The organism is Micromonospora sp. NPDC000121, from assembly GCF_042899165.1.
In the GTDB taxonomy this organism is placed as follows: Bacteria; Actinomycetota; Actinomycetes; order Mycobacteriales; family Micromonosporaceae; genus Micromonospora.
This window is the reverse complement of the sequence record NZ_JBIAZP010000005.1, coordinates 467,741-486,294: the sequence shown is the minus strand read 5'-3', so window position 1 is coordinate 486,294 and position 18,554 is coordinate 467,741. Positions and strand designations below refer to the sequence as shown.

20 protein-coding genes are annotated in these 18,554 nt (G+C 74.2%); 9 read left to right on the top strand and 11 right to left on the bottom strand.

The genetic code is table 11. The features are described from left to right. Positions 1-225: 225 nt before the first annotated feature. On the bottom strand, positions 226-924 hold the full coding sequence (locus ACFY23_RS18205; RefSeq protein ID WP_350684305.1) for a TetR family transcriptional regulator: 699 nt from the start codon (positions 922-924) through the stop codon (positions 226-228). Positions 925-1,025: 101 nt separating this feature from the next. Here ACFY23_RS18205 and ACFY23_RS18200 point away from each other — a divergent pair, with 101 nt between their 5' ends. Beyond that, positions 1,026-2,135, top strand: coding sequence for an RNA-guided endonuclease TnpB family protein (locus ACFY23_RS18200; RefSeq protein ID WP_350684304.1), 1,110 nt, complete (start codon positions 1,026-1,028; stop codon positions 2,133-2,135). Between the two features lie 129 nt (positions 2,136-2,264). On the opposite strand, the gene ACFY23_RS18195 is transcribed toward ACFY23_RS18200, so the two are convergent. Together ACFY23_RS18195 and ACFY23_RS18190 are read right to left on the bottom strand one after the other, a co-directional pair. Then, positions 2,265-2,723, bottom strand: coding sequence for a DCC1-like thiol-disulfide oxidoreductase family protein (locus ACFY23_RS18195; protein WP_350819142.1), 459 nt, complete (start codon positions 2,721-2,723; stop codon positions 2,265-2,267). Then, a complete protein-coding gene (locus ACFY23_RS18190; RefSeq protein ID WP_350819141.1) occupies positions 2,720-3,286 on the bottom strand; it encodes a hypothetical protein in 567 nt (188 codons plus the stop codon). Before ACFY23_RS18190 ends, ACFY23_RS18195 begins: the two co-directional genes overlap by 4 nt. Positions 3,287-3,455: 169 nt before the next feature. Here ACFY23_RS18190 and ACFY23_RS18185 point away from each other — a divergent pair, with 169 nt between their 5' ends. After that, positions 3,456-3,812: an STAS domain-containing protein gene (locus ACFY23_RS18185; protein ID WP_350682376.1), complete on the top strand. Its 357-nt coding sequence runs from the start codon at positions 3,456-3,458 to the stop codon at positions 3,810-3,812. A 5-nt stretch (positions 3,813-3,817) separates the two neighbouring features. Here ACFY23_RS18185 and ACFY23_RS18180 read toward each other — a convergent pair whose 3' ends face one another. Both ACFY23_RS18180 and ACFY23_RS18175 read right to left on the bottom strand, forming a co-directional pair. Further along, positions 3,818-5,020 carry a PP2C family protein-serine/threonine phosphatase gene (locus tag ACFY23_RS18180; protein ID WP_350682374.1) on the bottom strand — a complete coding sequence of 401 codons (1,203 nt, stop codon included), beginning with the start codon at positions 5,018-5,020 and terminating at the stop codon, positions 3,818-3,820. A gap of 208 nt (positions 5,021-5,228) precedes the next feature. Then, positions 5,229-6,680, bottom strand: a complete 1,452-nt coding sequence (locus tag ACFY23_RS18175; protein WP_350682372.1) for a glycoside hydrolase family 3 N-terminal domain-containing protein — start codon at positions 6,678-6,680, stop codon at positions 5,229-5,231. Between the two features lie 167 nt (positions 6,681-6,847). Here ACFY23_RS18175 and ACFY23_RS18170 point away from each other — a divergent pair, with 167 nt between their 5' ends. After that, complete coding sequence (locus ACFY23_RS18170) at positions 6,848-8,023, top strand: ROK family transcriptional regulator (RefSeq protein WP_350682370.1); 1,176 nt, start codon at positions 6,848-6,850, stop codon at positions 8,021-8,023. 111 nt (positions 8,024-8,134) lie between these two features. On the opposite strand, the gene ACFY23_RS18165 is transcribed toward ACFY23_RS18170, so the two are convergent. Beyond that, positions 8,135-9,148: an ABC transporter permease subunit gene (locus ACFY23_RS18165; RefSeq protein ID WP_350682368.1), complete on the bottom strand. Its 1,014-nt coding sequence runs from the start codon at positions 9,146-9,148 to the stop codon at positions 8,135-8,137. Next, positions 9,145-10,155: an ABC transporter ATP-binding protein gene (locus ACFY23_RS18160; protein WP_350682366.1), complete on the bottom strand. Its 1,011-nt coding sequence runs from the start codon at positions 10,153-10,155 to the stop codon at positions 9,145-9,147. Before ACFY23_RS18160 ends, ACFY23_RS18165 begins: the two co-directional genes overlap by 4 nt. Before the next feature lie 131 nt (positions 10,156-10,286). On the opposite strand from ACFY23_RS18160, the gene ACFY23_RS18155 reads away from it, so the two are divergent. Continuing rightward, the gene (locus ACFY23_RS18155; protein ID WP_350682364.1) at positions 10,287-11,129 is read left to right on the top strand and encodes an ABC transporter ATP-binding protein; all 843 of its coding nucleotides are present in this window, start codon (positions 10,287-10,289) and stop codon (positions 11,127-11,129) included. A 19-nt stretch (positions 11,130-11,148) separates the two neighbouring features. Next, on the top strand, positions 11,149-12,045 hold the full coding sequence (locus ACFY23_RS18150; RefSeq protein WP_350682362.1) for a ribokinase: 897 nt from the start codon (positions 11,149-11,151) through the stop codon (positions 12,043-12,045). Between the two features lie 67 nt (positions 12,046-12,112). On the opposite strand, the gene ACFY23_RS18145 is transcribed toward ACFY23_RS18150, so the two are convergent. Then, positions 12,113-12,988, bottom strand: a complete 876-nt coding sequence (locus ACFY23_RS18145; RefSeq protein WP_350682360.1) for an NAD(P)-binding domain-containing protein — start codon at positions 12,986-12,988, stop codon at positions 12,113-12,115. Between the two features lie 122 nt (positions 12,989-13,110). On the opposite strand from ACFY23_RS18145, the gene ACFY23_RS18140 reads away from it, so the two are divergent. Continuing rightward, entirely contained in the window at positions 13,111-13,488 is a 378-nt protein-coding gene (locus ACFY23_RS18140; protein ID WP_350682358.1) for a helix-turn-helix domain-containing protein, read from the top strand. Between the two features lie 20 nt (positions 13,489-13,508). Here the strand turns inward: ACFY23_RS18140 and ACFY23_RS18135 are convergent, their stop codons facing one another. Together ACFY23_RS18135 and ACFY23_RS18130 are read right to left on the bottom strand one after the other, a co-directional pair. Further along, positions 13,509-14,258 carry a hypothetical protein gene (locus tag ACFY23_RS18135; protein ID WP_350682356.1) on the bottom strand — a complete coding sequence of 250 codons (750 nt, stop codon included), beginning with the start codon at positions 14,256-14,258 and terminating at the stop codon, positions 13,509-13,511. 65 nt (positions 14,259-14,323) lie between these two features. After that, a complete protein-coding gene (locus ACFY23_RS18130) occupies positions 14,324-14,803 on the bottom strand; it encodes a DUF6232 family protein (protein WP_350682354.1) in 480 nt (159 codons plus the stop codon). A 65-nt stretch (positions 14,804-14,868) separates the two neighbouring features. On the opposite strand from ACFY23_RS18130, the gene ACFY23_RS18125 reads away from it, so the two are divergent. Then, on the top strand, positions 14,869-15,306 hold the full coding sequence (locus ACFY23_RS18125) for a nuclear transport factor 2 family protein (protein WP_350682352.1): 438 nt from the start codon (positions 14,869-14,871) through the stop codon (positions 15,304-15,306). On the opposite strand, the gene ACFY23_RS18120 is transcribed toward ACFY23_RS18125, so the two are convergent. After that, on the bottom strand, positions 15,303-15,779 hold the full coding sequence (locus tag ACFY23_RS18120) for a DUF6232 family protein (RefSeq protein WP_350682350.1): 477 nt from the start codon (positions 15,777-15,779) through the stop codon (positions 15,303-15,305). The genes ACFY23_RS18125 and ACFY23_RS18120 overlap by 4 nt on opposite strands. 99 nt (positions 15,780-15,878) lie before the next feature. Between ACFY23_RS18120 and ACFY23_RS18115 the strand changes: the two genes are divergently transcribed. Together ACFY23_RS18115 and ACFY23_RS18110 are read left to right on the top strand one after the other, a co-directional pair. Beyond that, positions 15,879-16,652, top strand: coding sequence for an enoyl-CoA hydratase-related protein (locus ACFY23_RS18115; protein WP_350682348.1), 774 nt, complete (start codon positions 15,879-15,881; stop codon positions 16,650-16,652). Positions 16,653-16,768: 116 nt separating this feature from the next. Then, on the top strand, positions 16,769-18,391 hold the full coding sequence (locus ACFY23_RS18110; protein ID WP_350682346.1) for an acetolactate synthase: 1,623 nt from the start codon (positions 16,769-16,771) through the stop codon (positions 18,389-18,391). The last annotated feature ends 163 nt before the right edge of the window (positions 18,392-18,554 follow it).

Sequence of the window (18,554 nt, the reverse complement as noted above, 5' to 3'; positions counted from 1 at the left end):
GCAGGCGGTGGGGGGTGGGGCGCGGACCGTGGATCCCGGGCCGGATCCACGGCCCGCAGCCTCCCCCAGGTCCCCGTGCCCGCGACGGGCGTTGCGGGGCCGGTCGCCGTGCGTGTCGACTACGCTACGTATTGACGGGCGGTTCGGCAAGATGTCGCCGGGTGGTTGGGACTGTCCAGAAGTGGACTTGACCTGGGGCGGAGCGTGTCGAGGCGGCCCGACGGGTCAGTGACGCAGCGTGCGAATGAGGTCGAGCACCTGCCGGGTGACCGGGCGTAGCACCCGCAACCGGGACAGCCCCACCAGCCGGTCGACCAGCGGCACCGCGCCGTCGATGAGCTGTCGGGTCTTGGCCTGCCCGGGGGACCGGTCGTGGACCCAGTAGAGGACCACCCCCATGTACGCGAGCCACAGCAGCTCGGGCAGGTGGGGGCGCAGCTCGCCGTCCACCTTCGCGGTGGAGCCGTCGAGGACCTCGGCGAAGAGGCCGACGGCCGCCTGCCGGGGAGCGGACGACTCCGCGGAGAACGGGCTGAGCGGTGACGTCGGCTCCGCCGCCGTCTTGAAGAAGCTCGCCGCGAAGTCGTGCGAGGGGGTGAGCACGTCGATGCCGGCGTGCAGCACCCCGGCGAGCCGGGCGGCGAAGTCGGACTCCCGGTCGAGCACCGGCTGCGCCGCGGCCCGGTGCTGGACCTGCGCGCGGGCGTAGAACTCCTGGATCAGGTGGTCCTTCGAGCCGAAGTAGTAGTAGGCGTTGCCCACCGCCACCCCGGCCTCCTGGGCGATGGCGCGCATGGTGGTCCGGGCGTACCCCCGCTCCTGGAACAGCCGCATCGCCGTGTCCAGGATGAGCTGCCGCGTCTGCTCGCCCCGGGCGGTGGCCGGCTCACCCGCAGCGGTCGTCGGCGCAGTCTGCTCGGTCATCAGAGTTGCGGCGTGGATACCCGGCCGTTCAGGGCCGGGAGGAACGCCGCTGCCTCCCCTCAACGGGTCGTGTAACACAATGGACTGATAGCTTGTGAAATGTGGGTGGGGTGGTGAAGCGGGCATACAAGTACCGCTTCTATCCCACCGGTGAGCAGGCTGAACAACTCCACCGCACCTTCGGGTGTGTGCGTCTGGTCTACAACAAAGCCCTCGAGATGCGGACCCGCGCATACGCCACCCAACGCCGCTCGATCAGCTACGCGGAATCGTCGGCGGCCCTGACCGAATGGAAACGCGGAAAGGAGTTGGCGTTCCTCAACGAGGTGTCCAGCGTTCCGCTGCAACAAGCGCTGCGGCATCTGCACGCCGCCTACACCGCGTTCTTCGCCAAGCGCGCCGGATATCCCCGTTTCAAGTCTAGGAGGAAGTCCCGGGCCAGTGCCGAGTACACCCGGTCGGCGTTCCGCTGGCGGGACGGGCAGCTCACCCTGGCCAAGCAGGCGCAGCCGCTGCGCATCGTGTGGTCGCGTCCGCTGCCCGACGGCGCTGTGCCGTCCACCGTCACCGTGTCTCGAGACGCGGCGGGCCGCTGGTTCGTGTCCCTGCTCGTCGAGGACCCGACCGTCCAACCGCTCCCACCGGTGGACACGGCGGTCGGTGTCGACGCGGGGCTGACCAGCCTGGTGACCCTGTCCACCGGGGAGAAGGTCACCAACCCCCGTCACGAGCGGGCCGACCGGCGGAGGCTCGCCAGGGCCCAGCGGGAACACGCGCGCAAGGAGAAAGGCTCGGCCAACCGGGCCAAAGGCCGACTCAAGGTCGCCAGGATTCACGCGCGGATCGCCGACCGGCGACGGGACCACCTGCACAAACTGTCGACTCGACTCGTCCGCGAGAACCAAACGGTCGTGATCGAGGACCTGACTGTGCGCAACATGCTGCGCAACCACCGGCTGGCCCGCGCGATCTCCGACGCCGCCTGGTCGCAGTTGCGGGCCATGTTGGAGTACAAGGCCGCCTGGTACGGGCGCACCCTGGTGACGGTGGACCGCTGGTTCCCCTCGTCCAAGCTGTGCGCGGACTGCGGGCGACTGACCGAATCCCTGCCGTTGACCGTCCGTGCGTGGCAATGCTCCTGTGGTGTGACCCATGACCGGGACGTCAACGCAGCGAGGAACCTTCTGGCCGCCGGGCTGGCGGACAGGTAAAACGCCTGTGGAGCTGGTGTAAGACCTCAACGGACTCCCCTCCGGGCGGGCAGTCGGCGATGAAGCAGGAAACCTCACGGGCGACCGGGGGAATCCCGGCCCTTCAGGGCCGGGAGGATGTCAACGGGGTCACCGTATCCCGCCGCCGCCGGGGTCGTCGGCCGGCTCCGCCCACGGATCGCGGACGCGCTCGCGTACCGACGAGGCGGCGGCGACGATCCGGCGGGCGAGCGGCAGCAGGTGCGGGCGCGCCAGCCGCTCGGCGGTGCCCCGGTGGTCGGCCAGCGCCCACAGGCAGGCGAACCAGGCGCCGTCGCCCGCGTACACCTCGCCGGTGTCCGCGACCACGGTGAGGTCGCGCAGCGTCGCGTCGTGGTCCAGGGCGGGGAAGCGCCGCCGGGCCTCGGCGGAGCCGGCCGGCACGAACTCCAGGGGTACGAGTTGCGCGCGGGACGCCAGCCAGCGGCGGGCGGCCCGGCAGAGCGGGCACTGCGCGTCGTAGAGGACCGTGAACCCCCGGACGCCACCGTCCCCGTGCGCGGTGGCGTCCGGGACCCCGCCCGTCCCGTCGTGGGGCGGGACGGTCATCGGGCCGGCGGGGCGCCGGGGCCGGCCTCCGGCCGGGCGCCGGTCGGGCCGGCGGGGTGCTGCGGGCCGGCGGGGTGCTGCGGGCCGGCGGGGTGCTGCGGGCCGGCGGGCTGCGGGTTGCCGGGGTGCAGGCCGGTCGCGGCGGCCGGGTGGGGACCGCGGGGCGAAGGCGGCATCGGCAGCCGGCCGACCGGGGCGAGCGGCGGGTGGGTGGCGAGCTGGCGCAGCCGGCCCCGGCGGTACCGGCCGAGCGCGAAGACGTTGAAGAAGTGCAGCGCGCCCAGCACCAGCAGCACCAGGCCGATCTTGAGGGAAAGCTCCTCCATTGCCTGGGCGGTGGACCCGATCGGGTCGGGATGCTTCATCGCCACCGTGACGTAGCCGAGGTTGAGCAGGTAGAAGCCGACCACGAGCAGGCTGTTCACCGCCCGGGCCAGCCGCTCGTCGGCGAACACCTCCTCGAGGAAGACCAGCCCGTTGCGGGAGAGCGCCCGGGCCACCCACACGGTCAGCCCGATGCTGACCGCCAGGTAGACCAGGTACATCCAGACCTTGGTGTCCATCGCCGACGCCCTTCTTGAACGTGTTCAAGTTCCTCGCCCCGAGGGTAGGGCACTTTTTGAACGTGTTCAAGACCGAGTGGTGCGGCTTCCGCATGGCCCTGCCGGGAGGGGGCCGGTATGGTCGACCCCGCGCCGGTCTCGGTGCGTCTTCCTACGGTGAGGCGGGCCCATGGACCTGCATGTGCGGGACCCGGAGCCGGACCGGGTGGTCCTGTGCCCGGCCGGCGAGGTCGACATGGCCACCGCCGACGCGCTCGGCGCCGCCATCACCGACGCGCTGGGCCGGCCCGGCGTCCGGGAGGTCCTGGTCGACCTCGCCGACGTCGGCTTCCTCGACTCCAGCGGCGTACGCGTCCTCGTGCACGGCGTCGCCCTGGCCCGGGAGCGCGACGTGACGCTGCGGGTGGCGAACCCGCAGCCGGTGGTGGCGCGGGTCCTGCGGATCACCGCGGTCGGTGCGCTGCTCGGGCTGCCCGACGACCACACCGAACGGCCCGCCGCCCGGGGCAGGCGCGGGCTGGGCTGACCCGCTCAGGGTTCCGTGTTGACGGCCGCGTCGGCCGACCACTCGACGAGCATCAGGGTGGCGTCGTCCTGGTGGGGCCCCGCCTGGTGCTCGATCACCGCGTGGCTCAGCCGGCGCAGGATCTCCGGCGCGGGCAGGCCGGCGCCGATGTGCCGCTCGGCGAGGTCGGCCAGCCGGGGCAGCCCGAACATCTCGCCCGCCGGGCTGCGCGCCTCCGTCACGCCGTCGGTGTGCAGCAGCAGCCGGTCACCGGGCTCCAACCGGGTCCGTGCCACGTCGACCCGGCCGTCGGGCAGGCCGAGCGGGAGCCGCCGGCCCCCGTCCAGCGCCCGCACGGCCCGCCCCCGACGCAGCAGTACCGGCGGCGGGTGCCCGGCGTTGACGTACCGCAGCGACCCGGTGACGGTGTCGAACTCGGCGAGCACCGCGGTGACGAACCGGGCGTCCCGCCACTGCCCGGCGATCGCGGCGTCGACCGCCCGCACCAGGCCCGGCAGGTCCGCGCCGCCGCGCCGGGCCGCCCGCAGCGCGGCCAGCGCGACCGACGTCGTCACCACCGCGGGCAGGCCGTGGCCGACCCCGTCGAGGATCGCCAGCGCCACGATCCCGCCGTCCACCGCGTAGTCGAAAGCGTCCCCGCCGACCGAGTAGCAGGGTTCGAGCAGGGCGCTGACGGCGGCGTGCGAGGTGGCGAAGGTCAGCGGCGGGAGGAGCTGCCAGAGCAGCTCGGCGGAGACGGCCATCGGGCGGCTGCGCCGGGCCCGGTGCAGGATGTCCCCGTACGCGTTCTTGCTGGTCACCAGGTGGCCGACGAGGCCGCAGACGAGCCGGCAGCCGTCGCGGACCGCCTCGTCGGCGAGGTCGGTCCCGGCCGGCGGGAACACCTCCAGCAGCCCCAGCCGGTCGGTGCCGTTGACGATCGGCACCCACAGCCGGGGCGGCGGGCCGTGCCCGGCGTGCACCTCGACATGGGTGAAGGCGCGACCGGCCAGGCTGCTGTCGATCGGCAGCGGGTCCGGCGTCGGCCGACCCGGCTCCGGCAGCGGGCGCAGGTCGCGCTGCTCGGCGTCGACCAGGTACGTGGTGGCCGTCACGCCCAGCGGCCGGAGCGCGACGTTGACGGCGACCGGCAACTCGTCCGGGGCCAGCCGGTGCGACCGGGACACGAGGTCGGCCAGCGCCCGGAGCCAGGGGTCGGTGACGGTCATCCTGATGGCATACCCCGCGCCCGCCCCGTCAAGCCGCCGACCCGCGCCCGGGTGCCGCCGACCGGACGCCGGCCGGACCGGCGGCGCCCGGGTCGACCGGGACGGCGACGTCGGCTGGCGCGCGGCGTCCGGCCACCGGCGGCCCGAGCACCACCGGCGGCGGCCCGACCACCGGCGGCGGCCGGGCCGCCGGCGCGTGCCGCCCGCGTCAGCCGGCCAGACCGAGCACCTCGGCCGCCGCCCGGCCGTTGGCGTGGCTCGCGCCGTACGTGGTGACGAACGCCCGTACGCCCGCCGGCCGCCACCGGGCCGGCCAGCCCATCTCGACCACGGTCACCGGGTGCGCGGCGGCCAGCGCGGCGATCAGCTCGGGGCCACCCGGCAGGCGGTGCAGGTGGCGGCCGACCAGCACGATCGGCCGGTCCCCGGCGAGCCGGCGCAGGGCGGCAGGCTCGGCCTCGGCGGCGACCACGCGCAGCTCCTCCACGCCGTCGAGGTGCGGGCCGAGGCCCCACGGCACCCGTCCCTCGGCGATGGTCGAGGCGGTGTGCAGCTGCACGACCAGCGGGCGGTCCAGGTCGGACAGCGCCCCCTCCACCCGGACGGCCCGCCGCGCCGCGGCGTACCCGAGCTCGGCGGACGCGACCGAGGTCGCGCCGGTGGCCCGGGTCCACGCGGCGAGCGTCGCGACCCGGCCGGCGGCCTCCTCGACCCGGGCCCGGTCCAGCCGGCCGTCGGCGAGCGCGCCGACGATCTCCGTGACCACCCGCTCGACCAGCTCGGCGTCGACCTTGGCGCCGACGCAGAGCAGGTCGGCGCCCGCGGCGAGGGCCCGTACGGCGGCGGGCCCCACCCCGCCGGCGGCCACGGCGGCGCCCTTCATCTCCAGCGCGTCGGTGATGACGGTGCCGGTGAAGCCGTACTCGCCGCGCAACAGGTCGACCAGGACCGCCCGGCTGAACGTGGCGGGGCCGTCGCCGGTCAGCGCCGGCACCCGGATGTGCGCGGTCATCACGGCCTGCGCGCCGGCCGCCACGACCGCGGCGAAGGGCGGCAGGTCGCGCTCGCGGAGCACGTCGAGCGGCACGTCCACGGTGGGCAGCTCGTAGTGGGAGTCGGCGACCGTCGCGCCGTGCCCCGGGAAGTGCTTGGCGCAGGCGGCCACCCCGGCGGCCTGGAGGCCGGCCACCGCCGCGGCGGAGTGCGCGGCGACCCGCACCGGGTCGGCGCCGAACGAGCGCGTGCCGATGACCGGGTTCTCGTCGGCGCTGTTGACGTCCACGGTCGGCGCGAGGTCGACGGTGATGCCGAGGCCCGCCAGCTCCGCGCCGATGGCCTCGTAGACCCGGCGGGTCAGCGCCACGTCGTCGATCGCGCCGAGCGCGGCGTTGCCCGGGTACGGGCTGCCGGTGGCGTGCGCCAGCCGGGTGACGTCACCGCCCTCCTCGTCGATCGCGATCAGCACGTCCGGCCGGCCCGCGCGCAGGGCGGCGGTGCTCGCCGCCACCTGCCCCGGGTCGTGGACGTTGGTGCCGAACAGGGTGTGCCCGGCGAGCCCCTCGGCCACCAGGTCGACCGCCCAGTCCGGCGGGACCGGCCCCGGGTACGCGGCGAGCAGCGTGCCGAGCGCGAGCCGGCGCAGTCCTGGATCGAGCCCCACGTGATCTTCCCCTTTCGGTGCCCGAGGGCACGGATGTCGTACCGGCGGCGGTCGGCGACGTACCGGGTCGGCCGAGCGTCCCGGTCCCGGGCGGCCGATACGCTACGGCTACCCGTTTGCAGGTCCGTTTACAGTTAGCAAGGTTTAACAAAACTAGAGGACGTGGCATGAGTTCGACCCGGCTGCCCGGCACCCCCCGTCTGTTGCGGGCGCTCAACGACCGCGCAGCGCTGGAGCTGCTGCTGGAGCAGGGGCCGCTGACCCGGGCCCGGCTCGGCGAGCTGACCGGGTTGTCCAAGGTCACCGCCTCCCAACTGGTCGAGCGGCTGGAGGAGCGGGGGCTGGTCACCCGGGTCGGCGAGCAGGCCGGCGGGCGGGGACCGAACGCCCAGCTCTACGCCGTGCGGCCGGGCAGCGCGCACGTGGTCGGCGTGGACGTCGGCGCCGACCGGGTTGTTGCCGCCTGCGCGGACATCACCGGCGCCGTGATCGGCCGCGTCGAGCAGTCGACCCGGGACACCGACGACCCGGTCGGGGTCGTGCACAACGCGGTGGTCCAGGCCGCGAGCAGCGCCGGCGCGCAGTTGTCGAGCGTGCGGCGGGTCGTGCTGGGCACCCCCGGCCTGGTCGACCCGGGCACCGGCGACATCACCTTCGCCTTCAACCTGCCGCGCTGGCACAGTGGCCTGCTCGCCGCGCTCCGGGAGGACCTGCACACCCCGGTGGTCTTCGAGAACGACGTCAACCTGGCGGCGGTCGCCGAGGCGCAGTCGGGGGCGGCGCGGGGGCTGACGGACTTCGTGCTGGTCTGGGTCGGCGCGGGCGTCGGCCTGGCGATCGTGCTGGGCGGCCGGCTGCACCACGGCAGCAGCGGGGCCGCGGGCGAGATCGGTTACCTGCCGGTGCCCGGGGCGCCCATCCCGCGCGACGTCTCCCGCCGGGCGAAACCGGCGTTCCAGCAGCTGATCGGCGCGGAGGCGGTCCGCGAGCTGGCCCGGGCGCACGGCTACCCGGACGACAGCGGCGCCTCGGCCGTGCGGGCCGCGGTCGCCGACGGCACGGCCGGGGGCCCGATGCTCGACGAGGTGGCCCGCCGGCTGGCGCTCGGCGTGGCGAGCACCTGCGTGGTGCTGGACCCGCCGCTGGTGGTGCTCGCCGGTGAGGTCGGCCAGGCCGGTGGGGCGGCGCTGGCCGAGCGGGTGCAGCACGAGGTCGCGGCGATCACGCTGGTCCGGCCCCGGGTGGTGCCCACCGGCCTGACCGAGGAGCCGATCCTGCGCGGCGCGCTGCGTACGGCGCTGGACGCGGTCCGCGACGAGGTCTTCGGCTCGACGGTCGGCTGACCGCCGCCGACGGCGGGGTCGGGGTCGGCCGCGCGTCATGTGAAGGAATATTTCATCACCGGCCCCGGTGCTGCAAGGTCTTGACGCACCGGGGCCGGATGACGCCGCAGGTCACATCAGGTCGCGTCGACGGAACACGGCGAAGGCCGCCGCGGTCAGCGCCCCCGTCAGCCCGAGCAGCAGGATCAGCGACGGCTGCCAGGTCAGCGGGTAGTAGCCGCTGCACGACTCGGTGATCCCGCCCGGGCACGCCCGCATCTCCCAGAACTCCACCTTGCCGTTCAGCCAGGCGGCCAGGTAGCTGGAGAGCATGTACTGGTCCACCTTGACCACGTCCAGGATCTCCAACACCAGCCGGGCCCCCAGCTCCCACACCACCAGGTAGGCGGCGATCGCGCCGAGCGCCGCGGAGGTGTGCCGGCCCAGGGTGGCCAGGGCGAAGCCCGTCGCGGTGAACAGCAGCACCAGCACCATGCCGCGCCCCCACAGCGCGCCCAGCGACCCCCAGAACTCCCCGTCGAGCCGCCCGGGCCGACCGGCGAGCTGGGCGATCAGCCAGAACGCCGCGAGGTACGCCGCCGAGGCGACCAGCGACAGCAGCGCCGTCGCGCCGAGCAGCGTGCCCAGCTTGGCGCCGAGCACCGTCAGCCGCCGGGGCCGCCAGAGCAGCAGGTTGACCACCCCGCCGGAGTTCAGGTCCGCCCCGATGTAGGAGGCGCCGACCAGGAACCCGAAGAGCACCAGGAAGGCGATGAGGAAGTAGAGCAGCGGCCGGGCCTCCTCGGCGAAGGTGAACACCCCCGTCAGGTAGTCGCCGGCCACCGGCGCCCGCTCCATCCGGGCCGGGTCGACCTCGCTGCAGTCGTCCGGGAGGTATTCGTGCACCTCGTCCACCCGGATGACGCCGCGCTGCCGATCCAGGCAGAGCTGGTGGATGCGCTCCATCTCGGCGCGCGCCGCGGCGGCCTGCTGCTCGGCGTCGAGGATCTCCTGGGCGGTGGGCCGGTGGGAACCGGCGAGGGTGGTCGCCGCGGTGACGCCGAACGCGAGCACCAGCAGGACGACCATGAGCTGCACGAAGCGCCGGGCGCCCAGGCGCTCCAGCTCGGCACGGACCAGATTCACGCGTCCACTCCGCTCGCGTCGAGGTCGATCACCGGTTCCCGGGGCCCACGGTCGGGCAGCACCGAGTCGTCCACCTGGCGGGGGACCGTCGGGTGCGCCGCCGTGCCGGTCAGTTCGAGGAAGACGCTCTCCAGGTCGGGCCGCAGCGGGGTCAGCTCGCGCACCCACAGGCCCGCCTCGCCCAGCGTGCGGGTGACCGTGGCGGCGTCGTCCACGTCGCCCACCACCAGGTGGTCGTCGCGCCCGGTCACCACCATCCCCGCCGCCGCCAGCAGCTCGGCGGCCCGCTCCGGATCGTCCACCCGCACCAGCAACTCGTGCCGGTCGAAGCCGGCGAGCACCTCGTCGACCCGCCCGGCGGCCACCCGCCGGCCCTGCGAGATGATCGTCACGTGGTCGCAGATCAGCTGGATCTCGGCCAGGATGTGGCTGGAGACCAGCACCGTCACGCCGGCGTCGGCCAGCGAGCGCATCAGGTCCCGCATCTCCCGGATGCCGGCCGGGTCCAGCCCGTTCGCCGGCTCGTCGAGGATCAGCAGCTCCGGGTCCTTGAGCAGGGCCGAGGCCACCGCCAGGCGCTGCTTCATGCCCAGCGAGTAGCCCTTGACCCGCTCGTCGCCCCGGTCCCGCAGGCCCACCTGCTCCAGCACCTCGTCGACCCGGGCGACCGGCACGCCGCCGGCCCGGGCGAGCAGGCGCAGGGTGCGGTGGCCGGTGAAGTTGCCGAAGAACTGCGGGCTCTCCACGATCGCCCCGACCCGCCCGGACACCTGGGGCAGCTGCTCCGGCGAGTGGTGTCCCAGCACCGTCATCCGGCCGGCGTCGGCGCGTACCAGCCCGAGCAGGGCGCGCAGCGTGGTGGTCTTGCCCGACCCGTTGGGGCCGAGGAAGCCGTGGATCTGGCCGGACTCCACCAGCAGGTCGAAACCGTCGACCGCGACCCGGCGCCCCCGCCGCAGGCTGTGGAAGGTCTTGCGCAGACCCTCGATCTCGATGACCGCGCTCACCGGCGCGGCTCCGTGTTCCGTGCGGGCATGGACCGTCCTTCGGGTGTGGTGACCAACGACACGGCGCCTCACCCTACGACCGGGGCGCCGCCCGTGGGGGGCGCCGCGGCGCTGCGTGGTTGGATGGTCGGGTGACTGGTGACCTGATCCCCGGCGCCGGCGGCGCCGCAGCCGCGCCCGCGCCCGTGGACGCGGATCTGGTGGTCAGCCTCGACGGCGTCGGCGTACGCCGGTCCGGCACGGCCCTGCTGCACGACGTGGACTGGCGGGTCGAGCTGGACGAGCGCTGGGTGGTGCTCGGCCCGAACGGTGCCGGGAAGACGACACTGCTCAACCTCGCCGCCGGGCGGCTGCACCCGACCACCGGCACCGCCCACGTGCTCGGCGAGCGCATCGGCCGCACCGACGTCAACGAGCTGCGCATGCGCATCGGCCTCTCCACCGCCGCGCTCGCCGAGCGGGTGCCCGCCGACGAGCGGGTCAGCGACGTGGTCGTGACGGCCGCCTGGTCGGTGCTGGGGCGCTGGCGGGAGAGCTACGACAGCGGCGACGAGGCCCGCGCCCGCGCGCTGCTGAGCCAGCTCGGCATCGGCGGCCTCGCCGACCGCGCCTACGGCACGCTGTCCGAGGGGGAGCGCAAGCGGGTGCAGATCGCCCGCGCGCTGATGACGGACCCGGAGCTGTTGCTGCTCGACGAGCCCGCCGCCGGGCTCGACCTGGGCGGGCGCGAGGACCTGGTGGCCCGGCTGGCCGAGCTGGCGTACGACCCGGACGCCCCGGCGCTGGTGCTGGTCACCCACCACGTGGAGGAGATCCCGCCCGGCTTCACCCACGCGCTGCTGCTGCGCGACGGCCAGGTGGTGGCCCAGGGCCTGCTCGGCGACACCCTCACCGGGGACAACCTCTCCAAGACCTTCGGGCTGCCGCTGGTCGTCGAGCGCTCCGGCGACCGGTACACCGCCCGCGCCGCCTGAGGCGCAGAAGGAGGTCGGCGTGCGGCAGACCAGGGTCGTCGTCGTGGGCAGCGCCAACATGGACCTGGTGGGCACCGCTCCCGCCCTGCCCCGGCCGGGGGAGACCCTGCTCGGCAGCGGCTTCGTCATGGTGCCCGGCGGCAAGGGCGCCAACCAGGCCATCGCCGCGGCCCGCGCCGGCGCCTCCTGCGCCTTCCTCGGGGCGATCGGCTCCGACGCGTTCGGCGTCACCCTGCGGGCCCGGATCGCCGCCGCCGGGGTCGGCACCGACCAGCTCCGCACGACGTACGGCACGTCGGGGGTGGCGTTGGTGATGGTCAACGCCGAGGGCGAGAACGCGGTCCTGGTCACCCCGGGCGCGAACGCCTCGATGTCCCACCTCACCGAGCCCGAGCTGACGGCCGTACGCTCCGCGGACGTGCTGCTCGCCCAGCTGGAGATCCCGGTCGGCACGGTGACCCAGGCGGCGGTCGCCGCCCGGGCGGCCGGCACCCGGGTCGTGCTCAACGCCTCGCCGGCCGTGTCGGTGCCCCCGGAGCTGCTCGCGGCGACGGACCTGCTGGTGGTCAACGAGACCGAGGCACAGGCGCTCACCGGGCGGGGCCGGGACGACCCGTCGGCCCTGCTCGACCTGGTGCCCCGGGCGGTGCTCACCCTCGGCGCGCAGGGCGCCTGGTACGGCGACCGGGACGGCACGGCCGTGCACGTGCCGGCGGTCAAGGTCGACGTGGTGGACTCGACGGGGGCCGGGGACGCCTTCACCGCCGCGCTCGCGGTCGCCTGGGGCGAGGGCCGGGACCTCGTCGACGCGGTGCGCTGGGCGGCGGCGGCCGGGGCGGCCTGCGCCCGCCGGCTCGGCGCCTCCGTGGCGCTGCCCAGCCGGGCCGAGATCGAGGAGCTCTACACCCCGGCCTGACCTGGCTCTGGAACGTCGGCCGCCCCTGCGCTGCTACCTCCCCCGGACGTCGCAGCGGCCGGCTCCGTTAGGCGGGGTGCTTGATGCTCTCGATGATGCGGGCGAAGCCCTCCTTCCCGTGGCCCGCCTCGATCTGGCGGTGCAGGAGTCGCTGGACCGTGGCGACGACCTCCGTGCTGATGCCCTGCTCGGCGCTGGCCGCCAGGATGTCGCCGAGGTCGGAGAACTCCAGGCTCTGCTGTCCGTCGACGGTGTAGTCCCCGCCGTCGATGACTGCGGCGAATTCGTGGAAGGCGCCGGTCATGGCGGTCAACCAGGGCGCGGCCATGGTGGCGAACCTCGTCGCCGTCACGCCGGCCGGCGCGACCATGGCGGCGCCGTGCATGAACCCGGCGAACATGACGTACATGCCCGCGAGCAGGGCGAGGTCGTAGAGGGACGCCAGCCCGGGGTCCTCGCCGAGCCAGGTGCTGTCGCCCCACACGTCGAGCAGCGGCTGGTACCGGCGGAAGGCGTCGGCCGACCCGCTGTAGAGGATCGACGCTCCGGGCTGCCCGATCATGGACGGTACGGCCATGATGCCGCCGTCGAGGTACGCGATCCCCGCGTCGGCGGCCCAGGCGGCCAGCTCGCGGGACTGGTCCGGTGACGTCGTGGTCACGTTGACCAGGGTCCGGCCGGCCAGGTCGCCGGCGAGCGGGTCGAGCACCTCGTGGACCGACGCGTGGTCCAGCAGGCAGACGATCACCAGTCGGCTGGCCCGGACGGCGTCGCCCGCCGTGGCGGCGGCCTGCGCGCCCTGCGCGACGAGGTCGTCCGCCCTGCCCGGCGAGCGGTTCCACACCGTCGTCCCGTGTCCGGCCCCCAGCAGTGCGGCGGCCAGGGCGCTGCCCATCGCGCCCAGGCCGAGAACGCTCACCTGGACGCCGTCGTTCGTTGTCATGGTCGGGGCTCCCCCTCGCGAGTCGTCGTACGAGGAGATCCTCACCGCAGCCGGTAGAGTGCGCCAGTACCGACTAATTAGTCAGGTACTTACCTCCTGGTAAGTACGGTGGGGAGGGTGGCATGGCAACGCGGGCACGACGCGGTCCCTACATCTGCGGCATCGATGCCGCGATGGACGTCGTCAGCGGCAAGTGGAAGTCGCTGATCCTCTGGGAGTTGCACCACCACGGGACCCGCCGGTTCGCCGAGCTCCGCCGCGGCCTGCCGGGCGTCAGCGAGAAGATGCTGATCCAGCACCTGCGCGAGATGGAGGAGGACGGGCTGGTGCACCGTGAGGTGTACCGCGAGGTGCCGCCGAAGGTCGAGTACTCCCTGACCGAGCACGGGGCCTCCCTCAACGCCGCCCTGGCACCGCTGGGCGAGTGGGGCGCGGACCGCATCCGGCGCATCGGCGCCGACCGGGTCCCGGTGAACGGGGCCGTGACCGCCCCACGCTAGGTCGAGCCGCCGACCGCCGCTCACGCCTCCGCGTCGTCGCTGAGCTTCTCGCCCCGGCGGCGGAGCATGCCCAGCCCCGGGATGCCGGCGACGGCGAGCTTCAGGTCGCGGGTGACGTCGAGCAGGTCGTGCAGGTCCGGGCCGACCCGGTCCAGGGTGGCCAGGATCGGCAGGATGTCCGCCGTCAGGTGCTGCTTGAGCTTGGGCAGCTCGTCGACGAGCCGGATCGCGGCGGTCACCTCCTCGTGGCTGAGCTGCTCGACGAAGCGGTTCGCCATGGGTGCCGCCCGGCGCAGCGCCGGCTCGTACGCCCTCAGCAGCTCGGCGGCGGTGGCCGCCGCCTCCGCCGCGGTGCCCACGGCGGAAGCCGCCCGACCAGCCACCGACTCGGCCTCCCTGACCACGACGGACGCGGCGGCGGCCACCTCGGTCGCCGTCCCGACGGCGGTGGTCGCGGCGGCGCTGATCACGGACACCTCCCGCACCGCGGCGTCGGCGTCGGTGAGCACCCGGTCGGTCCGGTCGAGCGTCTGCGCGACCCGCTCCACCATCCCGTCGACCCGGCCCACCACGCCGTCGACCCGGTCCACCATCCCGTCGATCCGGTCGACCACGCCGTTGATCCGGGTCAGCAGCGCCTCCACCGAGTCCAGCACGGCGAACGCGCGGGCCGGCACGGCGGCGAACGAGGCCGCCGAGCCGAGGGCCTGGTCGAGGGCGGAACGGGTCAGGCCGACGACCGCGGCGGGTCGGGGGAGGGGAATCACCATGGCACCAAGTGTGCGTCGCCCGCGCCCGAACCGCCGGACGGCGTGGCCCCGGGCAGGGCTTCGGGTCAGCGCTCCGTGTGCTGTTCGACCGCGCGCTGGACCGCCCGGTAGATCTGCCCGAACCGCAGCGCGTCCGGCGTGCGCAGCAGCAGCACCTCGTGGCCGTGGTGCTGCACCCAGAGTTCGTGCACCTTGCTGCCCCGCTCGTAGGAGCGGTCGAGCCAGCCGAGCGGGATCTCCAGGAACGGGGCCAGGGCCAGCGCGCCGACCACGCACGCGGCGAGGATGACCAGTGCCAACTGCCACTCGCCCCGGTCGTGCGCCGACCAGGCCAGCGCGAGCACGCAGACCACCGCGACCAGCGGGGGCAGCGAGAGGAGCAGGACCAGGACGCCGCGGCCCAGCACCCGGCCGCGTACCGCCAGCGTCTTCGGCCCCTGCGCGTGCCAGACGTACGTCACGTCGGCGATCGCGACGGCGTGCCCTCCCGCCCGGATCGACTCCGAGGTCACCTGCACGGCGTCGTCCCGGTAATAGATGGTCATCACTAAGCCTAACCCGGCCCTCCAGGGCCGGTGCCGCGTGAATCCATTGGATACCGTCGGAGCGCATGAGCGGCCACGAGCACATGACCGAAGAGGAACGCCGGAACGAGGAGAACCGCAACGTCGCGACGGTTCGTCGTTACCTGCGGACGTTCGTCACCAAGGACCTGTCCGAGGTGCGCGCGGTGGTCGCCGAGGACGTGCAGATCTACGGGTCCGGCCAGCAGGTGCGGGGGCGGCACTTCGTCGAGCAGGCCGTCGCGTCGCCCGGGCTGACCGTGCTCGACCAGCGGACCCACGCCCTCTTCGCCGCCGGCGACCGCGTCGTTGTCTCGCTGGCACAGACCTACCGGCGGGACGCCACCGGGGAGACCGCGGTGCAGAGCGCCTGCAAGATGTACCGGCTGGCGGAGGGGCGGATCGTGCAGTTCTGGGGCGAGCAGGACCTCTACGGGCTGCTGCGGGGCCTCGGCATGCTGCCGGACGAGCCGATCGAGTTCTAGCGACGGCGGGGCGTCACCGGCTGGCCGGCCTCCACCGCCCGCTGTACCGCCCGGTAGATCTGCCCGAAGCGCAGCGCGTCGCCGGTGCGCAGCAGCCGCACCGGCTGGCCGCGCCAACGGGCCCAGATCTCCAACTGCCGGCTGCCGCGCGCGTACGAGCGGTCCAGGTGCTCGAAGAGGAAGTCGGCGACCGGCCCGACCGCGAGCCCGACGAGCACCGAGGCGCAGACGATGGCGACGGTGACGGTGAGGGAGCGGTCCAGCGTGAGCGCCAGCGCGATGCCGAGCGCGGCGGCCACCAGGGGGCCGGCCAGCGCCGCGCCGATCGCGCCCCGGCCGGCCAGCACCCGCCAGGACCGGCTGCCGCGCTGGTGCCAGACCATGCTGACGTCGGCCAGCCGGAACGTGCGGCCGTCCACGCGGACGGCGGTGGACGTGATCTGGACCGACCTGTCGTCGTAGTAAGTGATCATGGCTGCACTCCCGGTGGCGGGCCTGACACCACACTACTTACCCCACCGGCCCGCGCCGTAAGGTTGGCTCGCGACTTCGACGAGGAAGTGAGGGCCAGCGTGGGCGAGTTCGTGCGGCTGGAGACCAAGGACGGCATCGGCACCATCCGGCTGGAGCGGCCGCCGATGAACGCGCTGAACACCCAGGTGCAGGAGGAGTTGCGCGCCGCGGCCGCCGCGGCCACCGCAGACCCGGATGTCCGCGCCGTCATCGTGTACGGCGGGGAGAAGGTCTTCGCCGCCGGCGCGGACATCAAGGAGATGGCCGACATGTCCTACGTGGACATGGCGGAGCGGGCGGCCGACCTGTCCAGCGCGCTCGGCGCGATCGCCCGGATCCCCAAGCCGGTCGTCGCCGCGATCACCGGATACGCCCTGGGCGGCGGCTGCGAGCTGGCCCTCGCCTGCGACTGGCGGGTCGTCGCCGAGGACGCCAAGCTCGGCCAGCCGGAGATCAAGCTCGGCATCATCCCCGGCGCCGGTGGCACCCAGCGGCTGGCCCGCCTCGTCGGCCCGGCCCGCGCCAAGGACCTGATCATGTCCGGCCGGATGGTGGACGCCGAGGAGGCGCTGCGGATCGGGCTCGCCGACCGGGTGGTCCCGGCCGCCGAGGTCTACGACACGGCGGTCGAGCTGGTGCGCCCGTACCTCACCGGCCCGGTGCAGGCCCTGCGCGCCGCGAAGCTCGCGGTGGACGGCGGCCTGGACATGGACCTGAACTCCGGCCTGGCGTGGGAGAGTCAGCTCTTCGCGGCGCTCTTCGCTACCGACGACCGGCGTGAGGGCATGGCGGCGTTCGTGGCGAAGCGCAAGCCGGACTTCACCGGCCGCTGACCGGCGTGGGCCGGCGGCGCGCCCGCCGGCCCACGCGTCGAGCCGAGATCGGTTCACATTCCGCCTACCGGTGAGTAGCGTGTGACTCCGGTCATGCGGACGAAGGGACAGCGGCGATGACGGAGCGGATCGAAGGTCACGGCGGGGAACTCGCGCTCGCGGCGCTGCGCGCGTACGGGGTGCGGGAGATGTTCACCCTCTCCGGCGGGCACGTCTTCCCGCTCTACGACGCCGCGCACCGGACGGGCTTCCCCCTCTACGACGTCCGGCATGAGCAGTCGGCGGTCTTCGCCGCCGAGGCGGTGGCGAAGCTCCAGCGCCGCCCCGGCCTCGCCGTGCTGACCGCCGGCCCCGGCGTCACCAACGGCATCTCCGGGCTGACCAGCGCGTACTTCAACGCCTCGCCGGTGCTGGTGCTCGGTGGCCGGGCCCCGCAGTTCCGCTGGGGCTCCGGCAGCCTCCAGGAGATGGACCACCTGCCGCTGGTCGCCCCGGTCACCAAGCACGCCGAGACGGTCTTCAGCCCCGAGGACATCCCGCGCGCGGTGACCGCGGCGCTGACCACCGCGCTCACCCCGCACCGGGGCCCGGTCTTCCTCGACTTTCCCCTGGAGGCGGTCTTCTCGGCCGCCGACGCCGAGCTGCCCGCACCGCCGGGCATCGCGCCCGTCGAGCCCGACCCGGACGAGGTGTCGAAGGCGGCCACCCTGATCGCCGCCGCGGACCGCCCGGTGATCATCGCCGGTTCCGACGTCTACGCCGGGGACGCGGTCGACGCCCTGCGGGCCGCCGCCGAGGCGCTCCAGGTGCCGGTCTTCACCAACGGGATGGGCCGGGGGGCGCTGCCGCCCGAGCACCCGCTCGCCTTCGCCAAGGCCCGCCGGGTGGCGCTCAAGGGCGCCGACGTGGTCGTGGTGGTCGGCACCCCGCTGGACTTCCGGCTCGGCTTCGGCGACTTCGGCGACGCGAAGGTGGTGCACGTCGTCGACGCGCCCAGCCAGCGGGCCGGGCACGTCCAGCCGGCCGCCGCCCCCGCCGGCGACCTCCGGCTGGTCCTCACCGCGTTCGCCGACCACCCCGGCGACCGGGCCGACCACGCCGACTGGATCGCCGGGCTGCGCACCGCCGAGGACGCCGCGAAGGCCCGCGACGCCGAGGAGATGGCCGCCGAGACCGACCCGATCCGGCCCGCCCGGGTTTACGGCGAGCTGCGCCGGGTCCTGGCCCGCGACGCCATCACCATCGGCGACGGCGGCGACTTCGTCTCGTACGCCGGCCGCTACCTGGAGCCCGCCCAGCCCGGCACCTGGCTCGACCCGGGCCCGTACGGCTGCCTCGGCACCGGCATGGGCTACGCGATGGGCGCCCGGGTCAGCCACCCCGACCGGCAGATCTGCGTGCTGATGGGCGACGGCGCGGCCGGCTTCTCGCTGATGGACGTGGAGTCCCTCGCCCGGCAGAAGCTGCCCGTGGTGATCATGGTCGGCAACAACGGCATCTGGGGCCTGGAGAAGCACCCCATGCGCGCCATGTACGGCTACGACGTCGCCGCCGACCTCCAGCCGGAGCTGCGCTACGACCACGTGGTGAGCGCCCTCGGCGGCGCGGGCGAGACGGTGGCGAAGGCCGCCGACCTCGGGCCGGCCCTGGCCCGCGCCTTCGACGCCGGCGTGCCGTACCTGGTGAACGTGCTCACCGACCCGGCCGACGCGTACCCCCGCTCGTCGAACCTGGCCTGAACCACCGCCCGTCGCCGTCGCCGCGACCCGGCGACGGCGGCGGGCGCGTTCCACCACCAGCTAAATCACGCGTATGTCAGCGCCTGTCGTCGTAACGTCAGCCCGGGATCGGCGGAATGTCAGGGATGCCGGTCATGGTGGTTCGACCAGCAAGAACGACAGG